The 23,202-nt window shown below is 70.9% G+C and carries 27 protein-coding genes; 17 read left to right on the forward strand and 10 right to left on the reverse strand.

All coding sequences use genetic code 11. The features are described 5' to 3' along the window. Window positions 1–5: 5 nt before the first annotated feature. The 7 genes from ABZ208_RS11065 to ABZ208_RS11095 form a co-directional block, all read right to left on the reverse strand. Complete coding sequence (locus tag ABZ208_RS11065; protein ID WP_356909210.1) at window positions 6–452, reverse strand: hypothetical protein; 447 nt, start codon at window positions 450–452, stop codon at window positions 6–8. Between the two features lie 43 nt (window positions 453–495). Then, window positions 496–2,103, reverse strand: coding sequence for a ribosomal protection-like ABC-F family protein (abc-f, locus tag ABZ208_RS11070; protein ID WP_356909211.1), 1,608 nt, complete (start codon window positions 2,101–2,103; stop codon window positions 496–498). Between the two features lie 125 nt (window positions 2,104–2,228). After that, window positions 2,229–3,689, reverse strand: a complete 1,461-nt coding sequence (locus tag ABZ208_RS11075; protein ID WP_356909212.1) for a HAMP domain-containing sensor histidine kinase — start codon at window positions 3,687–3,689, stop codon at window positions 2,229–2,231. Continuing rightward, window positions 3,686–4,417, reverse strand: coding sequence for a response regulator transcription factor (locus ABZ208_RS11080; protein ID WP_356909213.1), 732 nt, complete (start codon window positions 4,415–4,417; stop codon window positions 3,686–3,688). The genes ABZ208_RS11075 and ABZ208_RS11080 overlap by 4 nt, the downstream gene beginning before the upstream one ends. A 21-nt stretch (window positions 4,418–4,438) precedes the next feature. Next, window positions 4,439–5,455, reverse strand: coding sequence for a trypsin-like peptidase domain-containing protein (locus ABZ208_RS11085; RefSeq protein WP_356909214.1), 1,017 nt, complete (start codon window positions 5,453–5,455; stop codon window positions 4,439–4,441). Between the two features lie 154 nt (window positions 5,456–5,609). Next, window positions 5,610–6,632: a LacI family DNA-binding transcriptional regulator gene (locus tag ABZ208_RS11090; protein WP_328399088.1), complete on the reverse strand. Its 1,023-nt coding sequence runs from the start codon at window positions 6,630–6,632 to the stop codon at window positions 5,610–5,612. 23 nt (window positions 6,633–6,655) lie between these two features. Then, window positions 6,656–7,435 (reverse strand): response regulator transcription factor, encoded by a 780-nt coding sequence (locus ABZ208_RS11095; protein WP_328399089.1) that lies wholly within the window; start codon window positions 7,433–7,435, stop codon window positions 6,656–6,658. Between the two features lie 728 nt (window positions 7,436–8,163). Here ABZ208_RS11095 and ABZ208_RS11100 point away from each other — a divergent pair. From ABZ208_RS11100 to ABZ208_RS11130, 7 genes are all read left to right on the forward strand, one after another. Further along, the gene (locus tag ABZ208_RS11100; RefSeq protein WP_356909215.1) at window positions 8,164–8,418 is read left to right on the forward strand and encodes a MoaD/ThiS family protein; all 255 of its coding nucleotides are present in this window, start codon (window positions 8,164–8,166) and stop codon (window positions 8,416–8,418) included. A gap of 10 nt (window positions 8,419–8,428) precedes the next feature. Then, window positions 8,429–9,580, forward strand: a complete 1,152-nt coding sequence (locus ABZ208_RS11105) for a hypothetical protein (RefSeq protein ID WP_356909216.1) — start codon at window positions 8,429–8,431, stop codon at window positions 9,578–9,580. Between the two features lie 200 nt (window positions 9,581–9,780). After that, on the forward strand, window positions 9,781–10,530 hold the full coding sequence (locus tag ABZ208_RS11110) for a DUF2993 domain-containing protein (RefSeq protein WP_356909217.1): 750 nt from the start codon (window positions 9,781–9,783) through the stop codon (window positions 10,528–10,530). Between the two features lie 220 nt (window positions 10,531–10,750). Next, entirely contained in the window at window positions 10,751–10,834 is an 84-nt protein-coding gene (locus tag ABZ208_RS11115) for a putative leader peptide (RefSeq protein WP_356909327.1), read from the forward strand. A 167-nt stretch (window positions 10,835–11,001) separates the two neighbouring features. Next, window positions 11,002–11,841 (forward strand): sulfurtransferase, encoded by an 840-nt coding sequence (locus ABZ208_RS11120; RefSeq protein WP_356909218.1) that lies wholly within the window; start codon window positions 11,002–11,004, stop codon window positions 11,839–11,841. 33 nt (window positions 11,842–11,874) lie between these two features. Beyond that, a complete protein-coding gene (locus tag ABZ208_RS11125; RefSeq protein WP_328399094.1) occupies window positions 11,875–12,162 on the forward strand; it encodes a DUF1416 domain-containing protein in 288 nt (95 codons plus the stop codon). Window positions 12,163–12,274: 112 nt separating this feature from the next. Beyond that, window positions 12,275–12,535, forward strand: a complete 261-nt coding sequence (locus tag ABZ208_RS11130) for a DUF3099 domain-containing protein (RefSeq protein WP_328399095.1) — start codon at window positions 12,275–12,277, stop codon at window positions 12,533–12,535. Between the two features lie 49 nt (window positions 12,536–12,584). On the opposite strand, the gene ABZ208_RS11135 is transcribed toward ABZ208_RS11130, so the two are convergent. After that, window positions 12,585–12,947, reverse strand: coding sequence for a DsrE family protein (locus ABZ208_RS11135; RefSeq protein ID WP_356909219.1), 363 nt, complete (start codon window positions 12,945–12,947; stop codon window positions 12,585–12,587). A 108-nt stretch (window positions 12,948–13,055) separates the two neighbouring features. Between ABZ208_RS11135 and ABZ208_RS11140 the strand changes: the two genes are divergently transcribed. The 6 genes from ABZ208_RS11140 to ABZ208_RS11165 all read left to right on the forward strand — a co-directional run bounded on the left by ABZ208_RS11140 (window position 13,056) and on the right by ABZ208_RS11165 (window position 18,014). Beyond that, a complete protein-coding gene (locus ABZ208_RS11140; RefSeq protein ID WP_356909220.1) occupies window positions 13,056–14,015 on the forward strand; it encodes a hypothetical protein in 960 nt (319 codons plus the stop codon). Beyond that, a complete protein-coding gene (locus ABZ208_RS11145) occupies window positions 14,012–14,875 on the forward strand; it encodes a hypothetical protein (RefSeq protein ID WP_356909221.1) in 864 nt (287 codons plus the stop codon). Before ABZ208_RS11140 ends, ABZ208_RS11145 begins: the two co-directional genes overlap by 4 nt. Then, window positions 14,872–15,720, forward strand: a complete 849-nt coding sequence (locus tag ABZ208_RS11150; RefSeq protein ID WP_356909222.1) for a hypothetical protein — start codon at window positions 14,872–14,874, stop codon at window positions 15,718–15,720. Before ABZ208_RS11145 ends, ABZ208_RS11150 begins: the two co-directional genes overlap by 4 nt. A gap of 232 nt (window positions 15,721–15,952) precedes the next feature. Next, entirely contained in the window at window positions 15,953–16,525 is a 573-nt protein-coding gene (locus ABZ208_RS11155) for an FABP family protein (protein ID WP_356909223.1), read from the forward strand. A gap of 52 nt (window positions 16,526–16,577) precedes the next feature. Continuing rightward, on the forward strand, window positions 16,578–17,015 hold the full coding sequence (locus ABZ208_RS11160; RefSeq protein ID WP_356909224.1) for a transcriptional repressor: 438 nt from the start codon (window positions 16,578–16,580) through the stop codon (window positions 17,013–17,015). A gap of 9 nt (window positions 17,016–17,024) precedes the next feature. Next, window positions 17,025–18,014 carry a folate-binding protein gene (locus ABZ208_RS11165; RefSeq protein WP_356909225.1) on the forward strand — a complete coding sequence of 330 codons (990 nt, stop codon included), beginning with the start codon at window positions 17,025–17,027 and terminating at the stop codon, window positions 18,012–18,014. A 52-nt stretch (window positions 18,015–18,066) separates the two neighbouring features. On the opposite strand, the gene dtd is transcribed toward ABZ208_RS11165, so the two are convergent. Further along, complete coding sequence (gene dtd, locus ABZ208_RS11170; protein WP_356909226.1) at window positions 18,067–18,504, reverse strand: D-aminoacyl-tRNA deacylase; 438 nt, start codon at window positions 18,502–18,504, stop codon at window positions 18,067–18,069. A gap of 161 nt (window positions 18,505–18,665) precedes the next feature. Here dtd and ABZ208_RS11175 point away from each other — a divergent pair, with 161 nt between their 5' ends. Beyond that, a complete protein-coding gene (locus ABZ208_RS11175) occupies window positions 18,666–19,433 on the forward strand; it encodes an ABC transporter substrate-binding protein (protein WP_356909227.1) in 768 nt (255 codons plus the stop codon). Window positions 19,434–19,534: 101 nt separating this feature from the next. After that, on the forward strand, window positions 19,535–20,779 hold the full coding sequence (locus tag ABZ208_RS11180; RefSeq protein WP_356909228.1) for a GNAT family N-acetyltransferase: 1,245 nt from the start codon (window positions 19,535–19,537) through the stop codon (window positions 20,777–20,779). A gap of 80 nt (window positions 20,780–20,859) precedes the next feature. On the opposite strand, the gene ABZ208_RS11185 is transcribed toward ABZ208_RS11180, so the two are convergent. Next, window positions 20,860–21,030 carry a hypothetical protein gene (locus ABZ208_RS11185; protein WP_328399105.1) on the reverse strand — a complete coding sequence of 57 codons (171 nt, stop codon included), beginning with the start codon at window positions 21,028–21,030 and terminating at the stop codon, window positions 20,860–20,862. Between the two features lie 239 nt (window positions 21,031–21,269). On the opposite strand from ABZ208_RS11185, the gene ABZ208_RS11190 reads away from it, so the two are divergent. Both ABZ208_RS11190 and ABZ208_RS11195 read left to right on the forward strand, forming a co-directional pair. Further along, the gene (locus tag ABZ208_RS11190) at window positions 21,270–22,157 is read left to right on the forward strand and encodes a GntR family transcriptional regulator (RefSeq protein WP_356909229.1); all 888 of its coding nucleotides are present in this window, start codon (window positions 21,270–21,272) and stop codon (window positions 22,155–22,157) included. Window positions 22,158–22,306: 149 nt separating this feature from the next. After that, complete coding sequence (locus tag ABZ208_RS11195; protein WP_356909230.1) at window positions 22,307–23,035, forward strand: HAD hydrolase-like protein; 729 nt, start codon at window positions 22,307–22,309, stop codon at window positions 23,033–23,035. Window positions 23,036–23,202 lie beyond the last annotated feature (167 nt).

Here is a 23,202-nt window from a genome sequence, read left to right on the forward strand (position 1 = left end):
GGGGATCAGAGGTCGTCGCAGATACCGCGGGCCTTGTCGAGGTCCTTCTTCACCTCGGCGTTGAACTCCCCCTCCGACGCGTAGTGGAGGCGCGTCCGGCTGATGGCGTCCGCGAGCGGCTTGTACTCCGAGTCGCCCGCGGCCGCCGCCGCGGAGAGGTCGAAGGCGCCGGCGAACCGGTAGAGCGCCATGTCGCCCTTCTTGCCCCCGGCCGTGTAATCCGCCTCCTCGAAGTTCGCAAGGGCGTTGCACGCTCCCTGGGCATCGGACGCCGGCCCGGACCCGCCGCCGCCGAAGAGCGCCCAGGCCGCGCCCGTTGCCCCGCCGCCCACCAGCAGTCCGATCGCCAGCGCCGCGACCAGCGGGCCGGTGCGACGACGGGGCGACGCGGGAGCAGGCGGTCCGGGCGGGGGCGGTGGGAAGGGCGCGGAGTAAGGCTGCTGTGGCTGCATCCCCCGAAGGTAGTGCGGCCGATGTCCGGTTGTCAGGGCCGAGTCACACAGAGCACGGGGTGACGACCAGTTCCGCCCCGCCGAACCCCGCCCGCATCCGGCGGTCGTGCGTGACGACCACCACCGTGCCCGCGTACGCCGCCAGCGCCGCCTCCAGCTCCTCCACCAGCGCCGGAGCGAGGTGGTTCGTGGGTTCGTCGAGCAGCAGCAGGTCGATCGGTTCGCCGACCAGGCGGGCCAGTTCGAGCCTGCGCCGCTGACCGGTGGACAGCGTCCGCAGCGGCCTGGCGAGATCCCGTGTCCGCAGCAGACCCGTTGCCAGCAGGGAGTCCGCACGCTCCTCGCCGTACGCCTGGAGTGCCGTACGGCCGTCCAGGTCGGCTGGGTCCGTGCTCTGGCGCAGCATTCCGACCCGGTCGGGGCGGTGGACCGTGCCCGTGGACGGCGTCAGCTCCCCTGCCAGCACCTGGAGCAGGGTGGACTTGCCCGCGCCGTTCGGTCCGGTGACCAGCAGCCGCCCGCCGGGCTCGACGCACAGCGTGTCGAGCGCGAGCCGGCCCGGGACCCGTACGCCCGACAGCTCGACAACGCCCGCCGGCTCGCCCTCGATGCGGCCCGTGAAACGCAGCGGTTCGGGGGGCGGTGGCACAGGGTGCTCGGTCAGCCGGTGCAGCCGTTCGCGTGCGTTGCGGATACGGCTCATCGCCCCGTGGGCCCGGGAACGTGCCCGGAACGCGCCCGCTCCGCTGAACGCGGCCGGGGCCTTGCGCGGGATCGCCGACAGCCGGCCGATGTTCGACTCGGCGAGTGCCGAGTGGCGGGCCACGTCCAGGCGCCATTCCTCGTACTCCCGCACCCAGCGGGCACGGGCCGCGGCCTTGGCGGTGAGGAATCCGGCGTAGCCGTTGCCGTAGCGGTGCACGGCCCTGCGATCGTGGTCCACCTCCAGAACGGTCGAGGTGACACGGTCGAGAAAGGTGCGGTCGTGGGTGACCGCGACCACTGTCCCGCGGTGCGTGCGCAGGTGCTCCTCCAGCCAGCCGACGGCCTCGTCGTCGAGGTCGTTGGTGGGCTCGTCGAGCAGCAGCAGTTCGGGCGCGGACGCGAGGGTCGCCGCCAGCGCGAGCCGGGAGCGCTGACCGCCGGAGAGAGTGCCCAGCGGCCGTCCGGGATCGAGCGCCTCGCGTTCGCCGAGCCTGTGCAGGGTGACCGCGACCCGCCGGTCGGCGTCATGGCCGCCGCGCGCCTCGAACTCGGCGATCAGCCGGGCGTACTCCTCGAACCCCGTCTCGTCCGTGCGGTGCAGGCCGGCCTCCGCGGCGTGGATGCGCCGTTGCAGCGAGCGCAGGCCCGCGAGTGCGAGATCGACGGCGTCGCGGACGAGTGCGGTGCCGGGGAGGCCGAGGGTCTGGGCGAGATGGCCGATGCCGCCGGGGGCGGTGACGGTGACCGTGCCGTTGTCGGGCTGCTCCTGGCCTGCGATGAGGCGCAGCAGCGTGGACTTGCCGGAGCCGTTGTCGCCGATGACGCCGGCCTTTTCGCCGGGGCGGACGGTGAGGGAGACACGGTCGAGGACGACGTGGTCGTCGTAGCGCTTGGTGACGTCGGTCAGCGCGAGCTGGGAGGTGGCGGGTGCGGCGACTGGGAACAAGGGCGGTGCCTTCCGTTGACGACAGGATACGAGACGAACCGTTCCGTCTCGTACTCACGATAACACCGTCCACCGACCGATGCAAGACGCTCCGTCTCGTGAGGTTGCGGCGAGTGGCGCTGCGGTCAGGAACTCGCCGGTGGCAAGGTCGCCGCGCCCGGCAGGCTGATCAGCGCGCACGTGCCTCCACCCGGTGCCGGTACGAGCCTGATCCGGCCACCCGCCTGCTGCACCGTACGGGCCACGATCGACAGCCCGAGACCCGAGCCCGGCAGTGCCCGCGCCGACGGCGAGCGCCAGAACCGCTCGAAGACATGCGGGAGTTCATCGGCAGGGATCCCCGGCCCGTGGTCGCGCACCGACAGCTCGCCGCCCCGCAGGGTCACCTCGACCACCCCACCCGGAGGCGAGAACTTGACCGCGTTGTCCATGACGTTGACCAGGGCGCGCTCCAGCGCAGCCTGTTCGGCCCGTACGTACCAGGGCTCCAGCTCCGTACGGAACACCAATTCGGGACCGCGCAGCCGGACCCGCTCCAGTGCCGCCTGGGCGACCTCGTGCAGCGCGACGACCAGAAGCTGCCCTCGTGCCGCGGCGTCCGGCCGGGACAGCTCCTGCAGATCCCCGATGAGCGAGGCCAGTTCGGTCATCTGCGCCTTCACCGAGGCCATCAGAGCCCGGCGGTCGTCGGGCGGTATCGCCCGGCCGGTCTCCTCGCTGCGTGCCAGCAGTTCGATGTTGGTGCGCAAGGAGGTGAGCGGGGTGCGCAGCTCGTGGCCGGCGTCGGCGATCAGCTGCTGCTGGAGGTGGCGCGAGGACGCCAGCGCGGCGGTCATCGCGTTGAACGAGCGGGACAGTCGCGCGATCTCGTCGTCGCCCTCGACCGGGATGCGCACACTCAGGTCCTCGGTCCGGGCCACATGCTCGACCGCGCCCGTCAGTTCGTCGACCGGGCGCAGCCCCGCGCGGGCGATCCAGGCGCCTGCGGCGCCCGCGCCGAGCACGCCGATGCCGGAGACGACGAGCATCAGCAGAGCCAGGTAGTTCAGGGTGCGTTCGGTATCGGTGAGGGGCAGGGCGAACATCACCGCGGTGTCCTCGACGACGGCGCCGCCCGGCCCGTCCACGACGGCCGGGCGCGTGAGCACCCGGACCGGGACCCCCTTGGTGTCCTCGGTGTTGCGGTACGACTCGACGGTCGGGTCCCCGGCGCGCGCCACCTGCCGGTCGCTGTCCTCGACCGGGATGATGCCGGCGGAGTCGGCGAAGACGCAGGGCTGCTTGTCGGTCGTCCGGGCGAGCTGGAAGTAGTAGAAGGAGACCGGCCTCGGGCCTCGGGCCTCGTCCGGCTGCGGCGGCTCGACCGGCTCACGGGGGCAGCTGCGCAGTGCCGCGACGATGTTGACGGCCTGCATCTGCGTGGCCCTGCTCACCGAGTGCAGCTTTGCGTCGACCTCGTCGTACAGCTTGTCGCGCACGATGAACCAGCACGCCGTGGACACCACCGCCACAGCGATCGCCACCGCCGTCGCCACCAGCAGCGCCAGCCGGGACCGCAGGGGCAGCGCCCGGAATCTGCTGATCACTCGGAAGACCCCTCCCGCAACGCGTAACCCACGCCCCGCACCGTGTGGACCAGCCGCGGCTCGCCGCCCGCCTCCGTCTTGCGCCGCAGGTACATGACGTACACATCAAGGGAGTTGGAGCTCGGCTCGAAGTCGAAGCCCCACACGGCCTTCAGGATCTGCTCACGGGTGAGCACCTGGCGAGGATGGGCGAGGAACAGCTCCAGCAAGGTGAATTCCGTACGCGTCAGCTCGACGCCGCGCTCGCCGCGGGTGACCTCGCGGGTCGCCAGGTCCATCCGCAGATCCGCGAACGTCAGGACGTCCTCCTCGGCGGGCGCGGGACCGGCTGCCGCCGCGTAGGAGCTGCGCCGCAGCAGCGCCCGGACACGGGCGAACAGCTCGTCCAGCTCGAACGGCTTGACCAGGTAGTCGTCGGCGCCCGCGTCCAGGCCCGTGACACGGTCGCCGACCGTGTCACGGGCGGTCAGCATCAGGATCGGTACGCGCGAGCCCGCGGAGCGCAGCCGGCGGGCGGCGGTCAGGCCGTCCATCCGCGGCATCTGGATGTCGAGCACGATCAGATCGGGCGCACACTCCGCCGCCCGGGCGAGCGCGTCGAAGCCGTCGACGGCGACCTCGGTGGCGTACCCCTCGAAGGCGAGCGACCGCTGGAGCGCCTCACGCACGGCGGGTTCGTCGTCGACGATCAGGATGCGCTCGCGGTCGCTCTCGGGGGAGGTGGTCATGGCGCCAAGCCTTGCACGTCGTCACGCGCCCGAACCGGAACGCAGGCTGTCCAGGTCCGCCTTGACGGTGTCGACGGGGATGGCGAAGCCGAGGCCCACGCTGCCCGCCGTGGAACCCGTGGCGGAAGAGGGCGAGTACATGGCCGAGTTGATGCCGATGATCTCGCCGTTCATGTTGATCAGCGCACCGCCGGAGTTACCGGGGTTGAGGGAGGCGTCGGTCTGGATCGCCTTGTACGTGGTCGTGGAGTCGCCGGTGTCGCCGTTGAACTGCTGCCCGCCGAATTCGAAGGGCCAGCCGTCGCGCGGGTCCTGCTCCTGCCCCTGCCGCTGGTCCTGGTCCTTGGCCACCGTGACATCCCGGTCGAGCGCGGACACGATGCCGCTGGTGACGGTGCCGGTCAGGCCCTCGGGAGAGCCGATCGCGACGACCTCGTCGCCGACCCTGACCTTGTCGGAGTCACCGAGCGTCGCGGCCGGCAGCCCCTTCGCGCCGTTCAGCTTGATGAGGGCGAGGTCCTTGTCCGCGTCGGTGCCGATCGTCTCGGCGTCGTACGTCTTGCCGCTGCTGAGCCGGACCGTGATGGACGAGGCGCCGGCGATGACGTGGTTGTTGGTGATGATCTCGCCGTCCTTGGTGATGATCACGCCGGAGCCGGTGGACTTCCCGGAGGGCGAGGTGGCGTTGATCTCGACGATGCTCGGCGAAACGGCCTCGGCGACACCGGCGACCGTGCCCTTGCTGCTCTGCGCCACGGTGGTGCCGGTCACCGAGGTGCCGCTGTCGGCAGGGCGGTCGCCGTAGTACTCGCCGACCAGCGCGGACACGCCGCCGCCGATGAGCGCGGCGGCGATGGCGACCGCGGCCATCAGCGCGACGGGCCGCTTGGCCCGGGCCCGGTGCACGGGGGCGGGAGCCGGGCTGTGGACCGGTCCGGGCTCATAGGGCGGAGGCGCCGGAAAACCGCCGCCCCCGTACTGCTGCCACTGGGTCCGTCCCTGCGCGTCATCTCCGCCGCTGCGGTAGTGGTCCGTCATGGAAGGAGTCTCGGGCGGGTCCATGAGAAAACTCTGAGTACGCCCTGAGAAGGGCCGCAGAACCCGTTATGCCCGTTTACGGTCCGGGGCCGGCGTACCCGGGGCAGGCGCGGTGGCCCCGTGGCCGGTGGGGGAGCCGCGCCCGCGGGGCGGGTCAGCCGCAGCCGCAGGAGCGGCGGATCACCAGGCCCGAAGGGAACTGCTTGACCCGCTCCCTGCGGGAACCCGCCACCCGCAGGCCGTCGTCCAGCACCAGGTCCACCGCCGCACGGGCCATGGCCGGCCGGTCCGACGAGATCGTCGTCAGCGGAGGATCGGTCAGCGCCGCCTCCTTGACGTCGTCGAAGCCCGCCACCGCCAGTTCGCCGGGAACGTCGATCCGCAGCTCGCGCGCCGCCCGCAGCACACCGAACGCCTGGTCGTCCGTGGAGCAGAAGATCGCCGGTGGCCGCTCGGGCCCCGACAGCAGCTTCAGCGCGACCTGGTACGCGTCGTACCGGTTGTACGGGGCCTGGAACAGCCGTCCCTCGGTCGAGCGGCCCGACTCCAGCATCGCCCGGCGCCAGCCCTCGACGTGGTCCGCCACCGGGTCGCCGACCGCCGGGGTGTTGTCGACGCCGCCGAGACAGGCGACGTACTCATGACCGTGCTCCAGCAGATGGCGGGTGGCCAGCTGTGCACCGCCGATGTCGTCCGTCACGACCGCGACGTCGTCGATCGCCTCGGGCCGCTCGTGCAGCAGCACCACCCGGGCGTCCCACGCCTCGATCTCGGCCGCGGCCCGCTCGCTGGGCCCCTGGCTGACCAGGATCAGCCCGGAGACCCGCATGCCGAGGAAGGCCCGCAGATAGTGGACCTCGCGCTCGTCGCGGTAGTCGGAATTGCCGACCAGCACCATCTTTCCGCGCTCGGCCGCGGCCTGCTCGACCGCATGGGCCATCTCGGCGAAGAAGGGCTGCCGGGCGTCCGGCACGATCATGCCTATGAGGTCGGTACGCCGTGACGCCATCGCCTGGGCAACACGGTCCGGCCGGTAGCCCAGCTCCTTGATGGCGGCGAGTACCCGCTCGCGCGTGGCCGGGGCAACCGGCCTGGGTCCGTTGTTGATGACATAGCTCACGACGGCGGTCGAAGTACCCGCCAGTCGCGCCACGTCGTCCCGCGTCACCTTGGCCACGCGCGAAGTCTACGCGTGGTGACCTACCTCTGGGCAGGGCGTACGGCTGCTTCCGCCACCTCGAGGTCGTCCTCCGTACGGGCTATGGCTGCCGCGCCCTTCGCCTTGGCCTCCTCGGCCGCCCGTTCGACCTTCTCCGGCACCACGAAGCGGTAGCCCACGTTACGCACGGTGCCGATGAGCGACTCGTGTTCCGGACCGAGCTTGGCGCGCAGCCGCCGTACATGGACGTCGACGGTGCGCGTACCACCGAAGTAGTCGTAGCCCCAGACCTCCTGCAGCAGCTGCGCCCGGGTGAAGACCCGGCCGGGGTGCTGCGCGAGGTACTTCAGCAGCTCGAACTCCTTGAAGGTCAGGTCCAGGACCCGGCCCTTGAGCTTGGCGCTGTACGTGGCCTCGTCGACCGACAGATCGCCGTTGCGGATCTCCATCGGGGAGTCGTCCGAGATGATCGACTGGCGGCCCATCGCCAGCCGCAGCCGGGCCTCGACCTCGGCCGGGCCCGCGGTGTCGAGCAGTACGTCGTCGATGCCCCAGTCCGCGGTGACGGCCGCGAGGCCGCCCTCGGTGACCACCAGGATCAGCGGACAGCCGGGTCCGGTGGAGCGCAGCAGCTGGCACAGCGACCGCACCTGCGGAAGATCGCGCCGGCCGTCGACGAGGATGACGTCGGCACCCGGGGTGTCGACGAGAGCGGGGCCCTCGGCCGGGGCCACCCGCACGTTGTGCAGGAGCAGGCCGAGCGCGGGGAGCACCTCCGTCGACGGCTGGAGGGCATTGGTCAGGAGCAGCAGAGAGCTCATCGCGCCCCACCTGCCTGGAACGTGCTCGTGGTCCTGGTCGTCCTGGTCGTCCTGCTGTCGTCGTGCACGGATCGCTCGCCCATAACGTCGGTTCCTCCTCGGTCCCTTCGAGGACGTTCTGCGGCACTGCTTCGTACTGGAGACTCTCGCGCCCTGAGAGCCGTTTCCCGCCACGTTCACCCCCCTGTAACAACAGGTGGGAAAACACGAAAGGACCCGGGGGCTGCATTGCCCGGATCCTCTGTCGAGCAGAATAGCCCACATGGCTTCCGCGGCGGGGGGCCGATTTCACACTGTGGACGTATTCCCGATCACGTCCGGCCCCTGTCAGGCAACCCTTCATGCCTGCGGCGGGGTCGTGCTCGAGGCGCACCAAGAGCCCCGCCGGGCCGGTTCCGCGGACGCCGACGCCGTCGTCACCTTCTGTTTCCGTGCATACGGCCGATCGGGTGGCCGGATCCGGCCACCGCGCTCGCGCGACGCCGCCGGTGACCGCCGGCCCGTGCAAGCACCGCCGAGGCCGACGGCCGTGGGTGAGGCGGCTCCGTGGTCCCCGGTCGCGGCAGGGGGCGTACGGAAGCATGGATGGATGCACTCGGCGCGGTGAGCGCCCCCCACGCGGCACACTGATCGCGCATGACGCCCGGGCGCCTGTGCCCGTGCTTCCCGCTCCCGGCGCGTAGACCATCATGGAGGGCGGCGCGCACATGGACGAAAGGAGTGCCGCTATGGCAGCGGGCACGATCCGCTACTGGGCCGCGGCCAAGGCGGCGGCCGGAGTCGCGGAGGAGCCGTACACCGCAGGGACCCTCGCCGAGGCGCTCGACGCCGTGCGCGAGCGCCACCCGGGCGAGCTCCCGCGTGTACTCCAGCGGTGCTCGTTCCTGGTCGACGGTCACCCGGTCGGAACCCGTGGCCATGAGACCGTACGGCTGGCCGAGGGCGGCACGGTCGAGGTGCTCCCGCCGTTCGCAGGAGGGTGAACCGCACAGCATGAGCAGCGATCAGCAGTACCCGTACGGGCAGCACGATCAGCAGGAGCCCGCGCCGTATCCGTACCAGGAGCCGCACCAGGGCGCCTACCAGGACCCGTACCGGCAGGACCAGGGGCATCACCAGGATGCCCATCAGGCGCCGCAGACCCCGTACCAGGACCCCGCGGCGACGCAGACCTGGCAGGGGGACACCTGGGACACGCAGTACCAGCCGGTCGTCCAGGCCGCCCACCAGACGGGCACCCCGGCCGAGACGGCGTACGTGCCGCAGCACATGGCGTCGCACCCGCTGCCGCCCGAGGCCCCCGCGGCGTACGAGCCGCAGCAGCAACCACCGGCCCCGGCCGCCGGCCCTGACGGCTACAGCCCGCCCACCATCGGCGGCAACGCACGGATCACCGACGCCCAGCGGGCCCGCGCCGAAGGCCGCTCGCCGATCATCGCGCCGGGCATGCAGCCGGCCGGACTGACCGCTGCCCTGGGCCTGCTGCTCGCGGCCGGTGCCGCCGTCGGTCCGTACGCCCTGCTCGTCCCGCTCGTCCTGCTCCAGGCGGTCACCGCGGCCGGCTGGTTCCGGCTGAACGGCATGTGGCCCGCCCGGCAGGGCATCGCACTCGCCTTCGCGGGCGGTCTCGCGGCCGACGCCGCGCTGCTCGTCGTCGGCAAGGAGCATGCCCCCGCGGCGATCATCGGCGCGCTCGGTGTCTGGGTGCTGCTCACCCTGGTGCTGCAGCTGCGCAGCCACGCGGGCGCCGATGAGCGGATGTACGGGCTGATGGCGACCGTCGTGTCGGCGGCGCTCGCCATCCTCGCGACGGGGCATCTGGCCGCGGCGGGCGAGGCCGTGACCGTCGGCGCGGTCGCCGTCGCCGTGGCCGTGCTCGCCCGTGCGCTGCCGCTGCCGGGCGCCGGGTCCGTCGCGGTGTCGCTGCTGGCCGCGGCCGGCGGCGGTGTCGCGGCCGGCGCCCTGACCGGTATCGGCGCCGGCGGAGCGCTGCTCGGGCTCGCGGCCGGGGTGTGCGCGCTGATCGGTCTGCGGGTGGCGAGCTACGACTACCCGTCCCGCTTCGTCCATATGACGGCGGGCGTGGCGCTGCCGCTGACCGCGGCGGCTCCGGCCGTGTATCTGCTGGGCCGCGCGCTGGTCTGAATCACCCCTCGGGGTCCGCTGGTTGGAGCGAATCCCGCGATGTGCACGGAACGGATCCCGCAACGTGCACAAGCGGTCGCCGAGGAACCATCGGCGGCCGCTGTTCGTCGATCACTGAGCAGAAGCAGAAGGCGTCGTCCGGACTGATTCAGGCTCTCGGGCCTCCGGGTGCCTCAGACCAGGGTGGGGGACACCAACACATGCGTGCAGTGCGAATACTGCTGATCGTCGCGGTCGTGCTCGGCGGGCTCTTCGTCGCCGCGGACCGGCTCGCGGTCAACATGGCCGAATCGGAAGCGGCCGACAAGATCAGGAGCAGCCAGGGGCTGCCTTCCTCGCCGGACGTCTCCATCAAGGGCTTCCCCTTCCTCACGCAGGTGATGGGCAAGGAATTCGACGAGGTCGACGTCAGCCTTTCCGGAATTACCGCCTCCGCGGGCGGTCATTCGGTGAATGTGACCGAGGTCAAGGCCGAGCTGCTCGATGTGCGCATCGACAGCAGCTATTCGTCCGCCACCGCCGGCCGGGCCGACGGCTCCGCCCGGATCGCCTACGCCGACCTGACCAAGTCGGCACCGAAGGGCGCCACCGTGAGCTATGCGGGAGCGGAGCGGGCGGCCAAGGGCCAGGTCAAGCTCACGGGCCCGCTCAGCGAGCTGCTCGAGGGCGCGGGCGTCCCGGTGCCCGGGGCGGTGCAGGCGCTCATCGAGGGCCGCATGGTCTCCACGTACAGCACCGTCAGTCTCAAGGACGGCGGCACGGTGCAGTTGAAGGCCGAGTCGCTGCCGTCGCTGCCGGTGCCGGGCTTCGACGAGAAGCTGCGTGAGGCCGTCGACTACGACCTGAAGATCGAGGGGCTGCCGTCGAGCGTGAAGCTCGACAAGGTCGAGGCGACGGAGGACGGACTGCGGTTCACGGGGACGGGCAAGGACGTCTCGCTGGTCGGCTGACGGCCCCGGGCCCGTCCGAGGCCCGCGAAACAGGCGAAATGACCACCGGCCGCATGGTGAGACGGCAGTGTCCGGTGGGTAGAAGGGGACGAGGCGCACGTGGCCGCGCAGGCCGCAGCGGCGCGGCCCGCCTCCGTTTCGTATCGCATGGTGGATGATCGTGTCTCACAATACGACACGCCGGTGACATGTCCGCCGGGTCGTCCCTACGATCGGACCCATGAAGCAGCGACAGGCGGACCTCACGAAGCGGCGGGCAGTAGACCTGTGCCGCGTCGCCGCCATGCTCTGTCGCACTGCCTGAGCGGGAGCTCGGCTCCCTCCCTCTACGCCCCGGAAGGGGCGTGTGGGGACGCCCACCCGGCCCTTGTCACTGTCAGGGCCCACCCCCTGTGCCGGTTCACCGCACTGTTCGCGTACCCGCACACCCTCGCGCATCACCCGCCGCACACTGCCCCGGAGGAGAAAAGCATGAGCCGCAGCGAAGTCCTGGTAGACGCCGACTGGGTCGAGGCCCACATCGACGACCCGAAGGTCGCCATCGTCGAGGTCGACGAGGACACCTCTGCGTACGAGAAGAACCACATCACGAACGCGATCCGCATCGACTGGACCAAGGACCTCCAGGACCCGGTCCGCCGTGACTTCATCGACCAGGAGGGCTTCGAGAAGCTCCTGTCGGAGAAGGGCATCGCGAACGACACCACCGTCATCCTCTACGGCGGCAACAACAACTGGTTCGCCTCCTACGCCTTCTGGTACTTCAAGCTGTACGGCCACAGCGATGTCCGTCTCCTCGACGGCGGGCGCAAGAAGTGGGAGCTCGACTCCCGCGACCTGGTCGCCGAGGTGCCGACCCGTCCGGTCACCGAGTACAAGGCCAAGGCTCAGGACGCCTCCATCCGCGCCTTCCGCGATGACGTCGTCGCCGCGATCGGCAACCAGAACCTGGTCGACGTGCGCTCCCCCGACGAGTTCAGCGGCAAGCTGCTCGCCCCGGCGCACCTGCCGCAGGAGCAGTCGCAGCGCCCCGGCCACGTGCCGAGCGCCCGCAACATCCCGTGGTCGAAGAACGCCAACGACGACGGCACCTTCAAGTCGGACGACGAGCTCCGCGAGCTCTACGCCGGCGAGCAGGTCGACCTGGCGAAGGACACCATCGCCTACTGCCGCATCGGTGAGCGCTCCGCGCTGACCTGGTTCGTGCTGCACCAGCTGCTCGGTGTCAAGAACGTCAAGAACTACGACGGCTCGTGGACCGAGTACGGCTCCCTCGTCGGCGTGCCGATCGAGCTCGGCGCGAACAAGTAGTCCCGGAACCCCGACCCTAAGGACAGAAGAGATATGTGTGGAGCGCAGGTCGGCGGCCCCGACGCCTCGACGATCAAGCCCGGTGAGACCACCATCCAGGGCCAGGTGACCCGTGACGGCCAGCCCGTGACCGGTTACGTGCGCCTGCTGGACTCGACCGGCGAGTTCACCGCCGAGGTTCCGACCTCGGCGACCGGACAGTTCCGCTTCTACGCGGCCGAGGGCACGTGGACCGTCCGTGCACTCGTGCCGGGCGGCACGGCGGACCGTACGGTCGTCGCGCAGACGGGTGGCCTCGCCGAGGTCGCGATCGCCGTCTGACGCTGAGCTTCCTTACAGCTCAAGAACCGGCCGCAGGGCCGCACCCCAGGGGGTTGGACGCTTCCTGACCGGGGTGCGGCCCTGCGGTCATGTGCGGTCGTACGCTGGTGGTATGTACGCGCGGCGACGGCGCATCTACCTGTGGATGATGGCGGGGTGCCTGGTGCTGTTCGTGGGCGCCTGGGCCGTGGTGCGTCTGTGGTCGGTGCCGGTCGCGGTCGGGATGTGCGTGGTCGCGATGGTCATCCCGCCGGTCGCGGCGATGATGGCCAACCGGCGCGGGCCGGAGGACCGGTGGTGGGACGATCCGTCGGGCGATCCGCAGTCGGACGAGTGGTGGGACGAGCTCGACGGCAAGAAGCGGCACCAGTAGACCGCCGCAGCAGGACGTCGCCGGTGGACCGGCCGCGAGTGGACGGGCCTCAGTAGACCAGGGCCTGTACGTCGTCCGGCATGATCTCGCTGACGAACACTTGCGCACCGGCGATCCGTACGCCCTTCAGTACGTCCTTCTCCGTGATGTCCCGCCGGGCCGCGCACTGGGTGCACAGGGTGAGCCGGCCGCCGGCCAGGACCGACTCGAGCAGCTCGGGCAGCGGCGCGGCATGCGGCAGCTCGAATTCGGCCGCACGCCCCGGCAGCGCGAACCACGCGGACTCGCCGGTCAGCCAGAGGCTGACCTCCACGCCGCTGGCGACGGCGACGGCCGCCACGGTGAAGGCCTGAGAGCAGCGCTCGGGGGCGTCGGCCCCGGCGGTCACCTTGATCACGAGCTTCTTCGCCATATGCCGAACTGTAATGCGCGGAGCTACAACCCCTGTGACGGCCGGGGTGTCTGTTGAGTGCGCAACTAAACGGAATCTGCGCCTCAGGTCTCGTGGGGGGACACCCTTTTGGACATTCAGCACAACCGGGCGCTGCAGGACGCAGCGCTCGGCACGCCACCTCCGGACCCGGTCACGGCTCCGCCGGGTCCGGACCCGGACCCGGCCGGATCGGCTCTGACCGCGGTGCCGGCCCAGGCGGCCGGGACCCCCGGGGCCGAAGCGCCCGGGGTCACGCCCGAATCCGCCGCCTCGGCCCAGGCCGATCCTGTGCCCCTCGCCGACGCACCCGCGGGGATTTCGGGCGGGCGGTGGTGGCGGCGGACCGCCGTGGTCGTTGCCGTTGCCGCACTTCTCGGCGCCGGGGGCGGGGGTGCCGTGGGCTACCACGTGCAGGCCGACCGGAAGCCGACGCCGTTGCCCGCGCTGAACCAGCCGGGGCTCGGGTATCCGAAGAAGTCGCTGCCCGCCGGCAAGAAGCCGGTACCGCCGGCCGTCGCGCAGGACCACAAGGTCAAGACGGACGGCGATCTGCGCAGGCTGCTGGTCCCGAAGCCGGCAGGCGCACGCGCTGCGGACGGACCGAGGCAGGAGGGCTGGCTCGGACAGGACGGTTATGCCCTCAACTTCCGGTCCGAGGACGTGATGTTCGACCGGCTGACCGAGGACGGTTTCCGCCGTGCCGTGGCGAGCACGTGGAAGACCGGGGCATACGGGCAGACGAACGTCTACCTCGTCCAGTTCCATCCGGGCGTGACCATGGGGGCGGCCGGGCATGCCGGAGACCAGCTCCGCTACATGCCCACCCGGGAAGGCGCGGGCAACGAAGGGCACCCGATCAAGGGGAGCCGTAGCGGCAGGTACTTCGTGTACGACGTCCGGAACAAGCCCGGCTATCTGCCCCTCTACCAGGCCCGGGCCATCGCCTACCGCGGCGACATCATGCTCGACATCCACATGGCCGACACCAGGCCGATCAGCAAGAAGGCCATCCGCACCCTGGCCGAGCAGCAGTTGGAGCGCCTGTGACGAACGACGAACGGATGCCCGTCGAGGGTCCGGACGCTCCCGCGCCGGAGCCTGCGGCGCCCGACGTGCCCGCGGCCCCGGCCGCGACGCCTGCCCGCCCGGCACGGCGTGCGCTGCGCGCCGTGCTTCCAGGCGTCCTGGTCCTGGCCGCTCTCGGCGGCTCCGTCGCGTACGCCAAGCACACCGTGGACACGGCGGACACCACCGCCCCGACCGAGGCCTGGGACAACGGCGGCGACCGCCTCGCCGACGACCCGGCCAAGGACGCCGACCGTGGGCGTGCCGACACACCGCTCAGCCGGCTGCTGGCGCCCGTGGACACCGGTTCCCGTCTCGGCCCGGACATCGAGTCGTACGGGAACGACACCGAGCTCAGCGGCAAGCAGGCAGCCGCCATGCTCAAGGCGACGGGCAAGGGGCTCTCGGGCGCACAGCGCAGAGAGTTCGAGAAGGCCGTGGAGAAGGTGGGCCTCCAGGGCTTCGCCATGCGTTCGTACTCGGCCGGCTACGACGACAGCTCCGTCGTCGAGACCTACGTGGGCCGGATGAAGAGCGGGAAGGCCGTCCGTTCCTGGTACGCGAACCAGACGGACCTGTACGAGGCCCTCGGCGTCTTCCGCAAGGGCCCGAGGGTCAAGGGCCACAAGAACGCCACGTGCTTCGTCGCGCCGAAGCCGACCAAGCTGGGCGAGAACGGGGAGAGGGAGAAGTCCCGGCTCGGCAGGGCGTTCTGCGTGGCGTACGACGGCGATGTGTTCGTGCACGTCGCCGCGTACGGGACCCGGTCGGCCGGAGAGGCCGCGGCCTGGTCCATGCAGGAGCAACTTGACCACATGGCGTCTCCGGGAGAGTACGTATGACCCAGCAGATCACGGAGCCCCAGCCCTTGGCCGAGCCGCAGGTGCAGTCCGCGCCGGCGGCCGAGCCGGAGCCGGCCAAGGCTGCCCGTCCCCCGCGCCGGGTCCTGCGGGCCGTCGCCCGCTGGACCGCCGCCGTACTCGTGTTCGCCGGGGCGGGAACCGGTACGGCACTCGGGATCAGCAGCCTGGAGCGCACCGACGTCCCCGGCCTCGCCACCGAGAACGACGGCCGCTGGGCCTACCCGAAGCTCTCGCTGCCTGCCCTGCCCGCCGGGTCGCCGCGCCCCTTCACCGCGGCCAACGACGCCGAGATCCACCACGCCGACCTGCGCAGCCTGCTGCTGCCCGCCCCGCGCGGGGCCGCCGAGGACGAGCAGCTGCCCGGCGGCTGGACCGGTGTGGAGCAGTACCTCTCCGAGTACGCGAAGGACGAGCGCGGCGAGCTGCGCGAGGTACTGACCGAGTACGCGGTCCGGCATGTCGCCGCCCGCGGCTGGACCATGCCGGACGGCACGTCGACACGGATCTATCTGCTGCGCTTCCCCTCGGTGGCCTACGCCGAGTCGTTCAAGGACGAGGGCCTGGACGTCGGTGTCACCGCCGGAGTCCCGCTCGCCGAGGCCGCGGCGACCGAGCTGGACGAGTCGTACGACACGTCCGCCAAGGCACCCGGTACGTCCGCGTACGTGTACGCGGAGCCCAAGCCGTACGACGCCAGGCAGGTGCGGCAGGCCTATGTGCAGGCCGGTGACACCGTCGCCCTGATCGTCCAGGCCCGCACGGGCGGGGCCGCCGCGGTCCCGTTCCACCAGACGGTGATCCTGCAGAACCAGTTGCTCGGCTGATCGCGTAGAGGCTGACCTCACGGAGAGGGCCGGGTCCCAGCCCACTAAGCTGGGATCCGGCCCTTCTGCCTTCAGCCGCTCATCCGAGGGAGCACTCCGTGATCATTTTCTTCGAGACTCTGCTGGCCCTGGTCTGCGTCGGTGTGCTCGCCTTCACCGTTTTCGCCGTGAAGAAGCTGTACCAGGGTCAGCGCTGAACCTCCCGTACCCCTACTGACCGACAGAGCTGCTCATGATCGAGATCCCGTCCGACCTCAATCCGGACCTCGTCCCCCTCGCGTTCCTCCTCGGCACGTGGGAGGGCGCGGGTGTCTCCGACTACCCCGGCGCCGAGAAGTGCAACTTCGGCCAGTCCGTCACCTTCAGCCATGACGGCCGGGACTTCGTCGAGTACGTCTCGCGCTCCTGGGTCCTGGACGCCGAGGGCAACAAGGTCCGGCCGCTGGAGAGCGAGAGCGGCTACTGGCGTATCGACAAGGACCGCAAGGTCGAGGTCGTGATGGTCCGCGACCAGGGCATCGTGGAGATCTGGTACGGCGACCTCGCTGACAAGAAGCCGCAGATCGACCTGGTGACGGACGCGGTCGCGCGCACCGCCTCCGCGGGTCCCTACAGCGGCGGCAAGCGGCTGTACGGCTATGTGAAGGGCGACCTGATGTGGGTCGGCGAGAAGGCCACCCCCGAGGTCCCGCTGCGCCCGTACATGTCGGCGCACCTGAAGAAGGTCGTCACCGCGGACGACGTGCAGTCCTGGGCCAAGGACCTCGGCGACCTGCCGGACGACGGCATCGCCTTCTTCAGGTAGGCCGGTCCGGAGGACTCCCCGGGGGGCGGGGGCCGCTGCCTACACTGGGGGCGTGGTGAGCATCGACTGGAAGAGCGATCTGCGGCAGCGCGGGTACCGCCTGACGCCGCAGCGCCAGCTTGTCCTCGAGGCCGTCGACACCCTCGAGCACGCCACCCCGGACGACATCCTCGGTGAGGTGCGCAAGACGGCGTCCGGCGTGAACATCTCCACCGTCTACCGGACGCTGGAGCTGCTCGAGGAGCTGGGGCTGGTCTCGCACGCCCATCTCGGGCACGGCGCACCGACCTACCACCTCGCCGACCGTCACCATCACCTCCATCTCGTGTGCCGGGACTGCACGGAGGTGATCGAGGCGGATGTCGACATCGCCGCCGACTTCACCGCGAAACTGCGTTCCACCTTCGGTTTCGAGACGGACATGAAGCACTTCGCGATCTTCGGCCGTTGCCGGGACTGCACTGCGAAGGCCGCCGCCCCCGAGTCGTAGGCTGGCTCCATGCAGCAACACTCACCGACAACAAGCCCCCTGTTGTCCCTGCCCGGCGCCGTGCCCGCCGAAGGGCGCGACGAAGGGGTCGCCGCGCACTACGGCGACCTGTTCCGCGAGCAGCGGGCCCTCGCCGGCGGCAAGGGCTTCGTCGACCTCTCGCACCGCGGGGTCGTCACCGTCACCGGCGACGACCGGCTGAGCTGGCTGCATCTGCTGCTCACCCAGCATGTGAGCGATCTGCCGCCCGGACAGGCCACCGAGGCACTGATCCTGTCCGCGCACGGCCATATCGAGCACGCCCTGTATCTCGTCGACGACGGCGAGACGGTCTGGGCGCACGTGGAGCCGGGGACGCAGGAGGCGCTGATCGGCTATCTGGAGTCGATGAAGTTCTTCTACCGGGTCGAAGTCGCGGACCGCACCGCGGAGTTCGCGGTGGTGCATCTGCCCGCGGGCTCCATCGCCGAGGCCCCGGACGGGGTTGTCGTCCGGGAGACGGCGCACGGCCGCGATCTGTTCCTGCCCCGCGCCGACCTGGAGTCGTACGCCACGGGAGGCCTGGGAGGAGGGCCGGCCGGGATCCTCGCGTACGAGGCGCTGCGCATCGAGAACCACCGGCCGCGGCTCGGCTTCGAGACCGACCACCGCACCATCCCGCACGAGCTGGGCTGGATCGGCAGCGCGGTCCATCTGCAGAAGGGCTGCTACCGGGGCCAGGAGACCGTCGCACGTGTCCACAACCTGGGGAAGCCGCCGCGTCGGCTGGTGTTTCTGCATCTGGACGGCAGCGAGGTGCATCTGCCCGGGCACGGCACTCCGCTCAGGCTCGCCGCGGACGGTGACGGCGGCCGCCAGCTGGGATTCATCACCACCTCCGGCCGCCACCACGAGCTCGGTCCGATCGCACTGGCCCTGGTGAAACGGAATGTGCCGTTGGACGCGGAGCTGCTCGCCGGGGACACGGCGGCCGCGCAGGAGACGGTCGTCGAGCCGTAGCCCGGCGTGCCGCCTCCCGACGCGGAGATCCGCTCCGTCCCCAAGAAGCCTGCTACATCTCGATGAGCACGGTGAACGGGCCGTTGTTGGTGAGGGACACCCGCATCTGCGCCCCGAACCGGCCCGTCTCCACATGGGCGCCGAGGGCGCGCAGCTGCGCCACCACCTCGTCCACGAGCGGCTCGGCCACCGGGCCCGGTGCCGCCGCGTTCCAGGTGGGGCGGCGGCCCTTGCGGGCGTCCCCGTAGAGGGTGAACTGGGAGATCACCAGGAGCGGCGCGTTCACGTCGGAGCACGACTTCTCGCCCTCCAGCAGCCGGACGGACCAGAGTTTGCGGGCCATCTGGGCCGCCTTCTCCTTCGTGTCCTCGTGGGTCACCCCCACCAGCACACACAGCCCCTCGCCGACGATCTCACCGACGGTCTCCGGCCCGGACTCACCCGGGACGACGACGCTCGCGCCGTCCACCCTCTGTACCACTGCACGCATAGGGACCAACCTAACGGGGCTGGGCCAACCGGGCTGAAACCGGTGACGTCCACCTGCGTCGGGACCTGCCGCAGTGGCACGATGCAACAAGGCGGTGCATCCCCTCGGTCCTCCGGGCCTGGGGAGACCCCATGCACCGGTCGAGGGGACGGTCTACGCATATGAGTACATCCGGCAACGGGCAGTCGCCCGGTCCCGTATCCGCGCCGTCGGTGACCGCGGCACGCCTCGCCGCAGGCGCCGCGCGGCCGCCCCTGCAGCGCACCGAGGCACAACTGCCCGAGTCGCTGCCGCATACGGGGGCGTCGCCCGATGTCCCGGTGTGCAGGGGGGCCGAGCTGCCCGCAGACGCTCCGGGCGGTGCGGAGGAGCTCCCCGAGCCGCTGCCGCGGACCGCCTCGGGCCTGTCCGGACAGCCACGCCGCGCCGGACCGGTACTGCCGGAGCTCCCGCAGCCGGACCTCGGTGCCCTGCGGCTGCCCGAACTGCGCGCGCTGCGCCGCGACTCGCAGCGGGACGAGGCCGACCTCAGCTATGTACGGCGGCTGGTCCAGGGCCGGATCGACATCCTGCGGGCCGAGCTGGGGCGGCGCGCGGACCCGGAGTCTCCGGTGGTCGACCGGCTGTCGGAGATCCTCGCCGACGTGCCCTCGCGGCGCGGCTCGTCCGCGCGCCACGTCACGCTCTCCACGCCGCGCGGCGAGGAGTACCGGCGGCTTGCCGACGACGTGCTCGATGAGGTCGGTCTCTCCGACCTCGACGCCCGCACGGACGAGGAACTGCACACCGCGATGGGACGCCTGCTGGGTTACGAGCAGAAGGTCTCGCGCCGCCGGCAGCAGCTCCAGCGGACGGCGGACGACTGCAGCGCCGAGATCGCCCGCAGGTACCGCGAGGGCGAAGCGCAGGTGGACGACCTGCTCAGCTGAGGCCGCCTTTCCCGGCGCGGGTGCGGACCGTGTTCGCGGGAAGTCCGCTCCTGCGGAAATCCGGGTGCGGCCGCCTCGGGGCGCCACCTAGCGTGGGGCACATGAGTGTCGAAACCCGTCTGATCACCGAGTCCGAATTCCCCGACTGGCTCCGGGCTCTGGCCACCGGGTTCCTGCGCCCGCCACTGATCGCGGACGAGGAGGTCGCCGACCGCAGGGCCGCCATGGATTTCGGCCGCGTCCGGGGCGCGTTCGACGCGGGGCGGTGCGTGGCGACGTTCCGTTCCTTCGCCCAGGAGATCACCACGGTCGGCGGGGCGGCGCTGCCGGCCGCCGCGGTCACGAATGTCACCGTCTCGCCGACGCACCGGCGCCGCGGCCTGCTCAGCCGGCTGATGACCGCCGAGCTCGCCGAGGCGAAGGAGCGGGGCGATGTGGTCGCCACGCTGATCGCCGCCGAGTACCCGATCTACGGGCGGTACGGCTTCGGTCCGGCCGCCTCGACGGCCGAGTGGGCCGTCGATGTCCCGCGCACCGGCCTTGACCCGCGCTGGTCGGGCCCGGCCGACGGCGGCCGTATCGACCTGGTCGACGGCACGGACGTACGCAAGGCAGGACCCGAACTGCACCGTCGGTTCGCGGCCCAGCAGCACGGCGCGGTCAGCCGCGACGAGCGCTGGTGGCAGGTCAGGACCGGCCAGGCCGGCCAGTTCGACGGGTCCTGGCGGGAGCCCTTCTACGCGGTGCACCGCTCGGCGGCCGGCGAGATCGACGGGCTGGTCGCCTATACGGCGGACGACAAGTGGGGCGACGGGAAGCAGCCGCTGAACACGGCCTCGGTAGGCGATCTGATCGCCCTGACCCCGGCGGCCGAACGGGCCCTGTGGGAGTTCGTGTGCTCGGTGGACTGGGTCACGACGGTGAGGTCGGGCTTCCGGGCCCTCGACGACCTGCTTCCCGACCTGCTGCCGGACCCGCGCGCGGCGCGGGTGGTGACGCAGGCGGACTTCCTGTGGCTGCGGATCCTGGATGTCGTACGGGCCCTTGAGGCACGTACGTACGCGACGTCCGCGTCGCTGGTCCTGGACGTCCAGGACGCCGCGGGTCTGGCCTCGGGCCGCTTCCGACTGGACGCAGCCCCGTCGGGGGCGACATGCGTGCCCTCTGCCGAGCCGGCGGACCTGACGTTGGACGTACGGGAGTTGGGCGCGCTCTACCTGGGTGACGCGTCCGCGCTACGTCTGGCGGCGCTCGGACGCATCGAGGAGGGCCGTGCCGGAGCGGCGGCGGTGGCGGAGGGGCTGTTCCGGACGGCGCGGCGGCCTTGGTGCCCGGACGTCTTCTGAGGGCCGGCCGCTGCTGAACTGCTCGCGTGCAGCGGCCGGTTGCGTGGTGGACGGCTGGTGGTTCCCGAGCCGCTGACGGCTCAGGAACCGGTGGGTGCCACGACGGGGGCCACCAGCAGGACGCCTCCGATACCGGCGATGGTGGCGTTCTCGGCCTTCAGGCCGAGGGTCAGCAGGGCGAGTCCCAGCGCGGCGGGCACGCCGAACCGCCATTGCACGTACTGCTCGATGACAAGAGTGATCAGGGGCACGGCGATCCCTCCTCATGGTGGGGAGTGGAGCGGCACAGGGATTGCGGATGGATCCGCGCGCGGCACCCGTACGACGATGGACGGGCGAGCAGGGAGAACGAGCGACGGGGAGTTGGAACGTCGCACCAAGTTGGCCAAGTTGGTTGCCAACTTCATAGAAGTTGTCCCCACTTGAGTGAGATAGATAAACGACTTGCAGGTAACTCCCTTTAAAAGGTCGAAAGTTGTAGCGTGTTGGTGTGACCGATGAGCACCATGGAGCAGGCGGTAGCGGAACCGACGCGCCCTCACCCGCCGAGGTGGCCGCTGTCCTTGCCGAGCGCATCCGCAGCGGGGTCCTGAAGGCCGGCGAGCGGATGCCGACGCAGGAGCACCTGGCCCAGGAGTTCCACGTCGAGCGGCGCGCGATCCGGCAGGCCCTGGATCTGCTGCGGGGCGACGGTCTGCTCACGGCAGGCGGCAAAGGGGCCCCGGCCCGGGTCGTCGTGCCGTCCGCGGCGGACTCGGCCCTGGAGGAGCCCCGGCAGACGGCCGCTGCCCTGGGGCCGCGGATCATGGAGGCGTTCGAAGCGCGCCGTGTGCACATCGACGCCATCTGTCTGACCGCGGAGTCCCTCACGCTGGCGCTCGCCGAGCCGCTGCGGCTCGTGCACACGGGCCGGATCTGCCCGCAGTCCGTCCACGTCCGGGTGCTCGTACCGGCGCGCGACCTGAATGTCGCGTTCCCCCGGCCGGCGGAGGAGTCCGTCGACCAGGACGCCGTGCACGAGCACTGGCTGTCGCGGCGCAACGCCCACGGCAGCGCGCTGCAGCTCAGCCTCCAGGCTCTGACCACCCGCGGAATCGACGTCGACGTGACACTGAGGTCGCTGCCCTTCACCCCGCTCACCAAGCTGTATCTGCTGAACGGCACGGAGGCGCTGTTCGCGTACTACAACGTGAAGCGGCGCACGGAGCGGATCGGTGGCACCCCGTCGCCGATCTTCGACGCGCTCGGCAGCGACTCGGTGCTCTTCGCCTTCGAGAAGCACGGGGCGCGGCGGGACGAAGCCTTCGTGGCGCAGTCGCAGGCGTGGTTCAACAGCCTCTGGGAGACGCTCGCGACCGACATAGCTCCCGACGGCTGACCGCCTGCCGCTCGGGCAGGTGCTGCGGAACCTCGTCAACCAACCGGCCGGTCAAGGCTGTTGCGGGCACTATGGAGGTGAGGGCTCCGGGAAGTCCGGCCTCTGCCCCCGACGGACGGAGCGATGTGACTGGCTCGCACGGACACGTTGTGCCCCGGCTCTTCAGGGCCGCCAAGTGCATTCTCCTCGATTTCGACGGGCCGGTCTGCGATCTCTTCCACGGCCATCCCGCACCGCGGGTCGCCGCCGAGCTCCGGGGCTGGATCAAGCGCAACGTCCCCGGTGAGGTGAGCGTGGCTGAGGGGGCCGAGGACGATCCGCTGGCGCTGTTGAGGGCCACGGCCGAGCAGAACCCGGACCGTGACCTGGTGCGGGAGATGGAGCAGCGGCTCACCGAACTCGAGGTGCTCGCGACGCGGACCGCCCGGCCGACCGAGGGAGCGGACCTGCTCATACGCGGACTCGAGGCACGCGGCTACCTCCTCGCCATCACGACGAACAACTCCGAGCGCGCGGTCCGGAACTATCTCGACCTCTGGGACCTCACGCATCTCTTCCACGGGCGCATCCACGGCCGCATGCCGAATCCGGCCCTCATGAAGCCGAACCCGTACTGCCTGACGCGGGCGCTGAGGTCGACCGGGGCGACGGCAGCCGAGGCTCTGATGATCGGGGACTCGGCGGCGGACGGCGAGGCGGCCGAGAAACTGGCCGTCCCTTTCCTCGGGTTCGGGCGTACCGCCTCGAAGGATCCCGTTCTCCGTGCCGCGGGAGCGATCGAGGTCGTCCCGACGATGTCGGAGCTGGTACCGATGCTCGACGGACTCGATCCGGATCTGCCGTTCGACGGCACACCGAGCAGAGCCCAGGCAACGTGAGTTGGCCGGACTCCTCGGCCAACTTACGTGAGTTGTCACGTGGATGTACCTTCTGTGAATGCGCCCGGACCGGGTTGAGTGACGTACCCCGTTTGAGGCGTATGTCGAGGAGTACTGGCTACACAGAGCAGGGCGGATCGTCCCCGGTGAGGTGACATCGCCGTGAA

The sequence above is a fragment of the Streptomyces sp. NPDC006208 genome (genome assembly GCF_040613775.1).
Classification (GTDB): domain Bacteria; phylum Actinomycetota; class Actinomycetes; order Streptomycetales; family Streptomycetaceae; genus Streptomyces.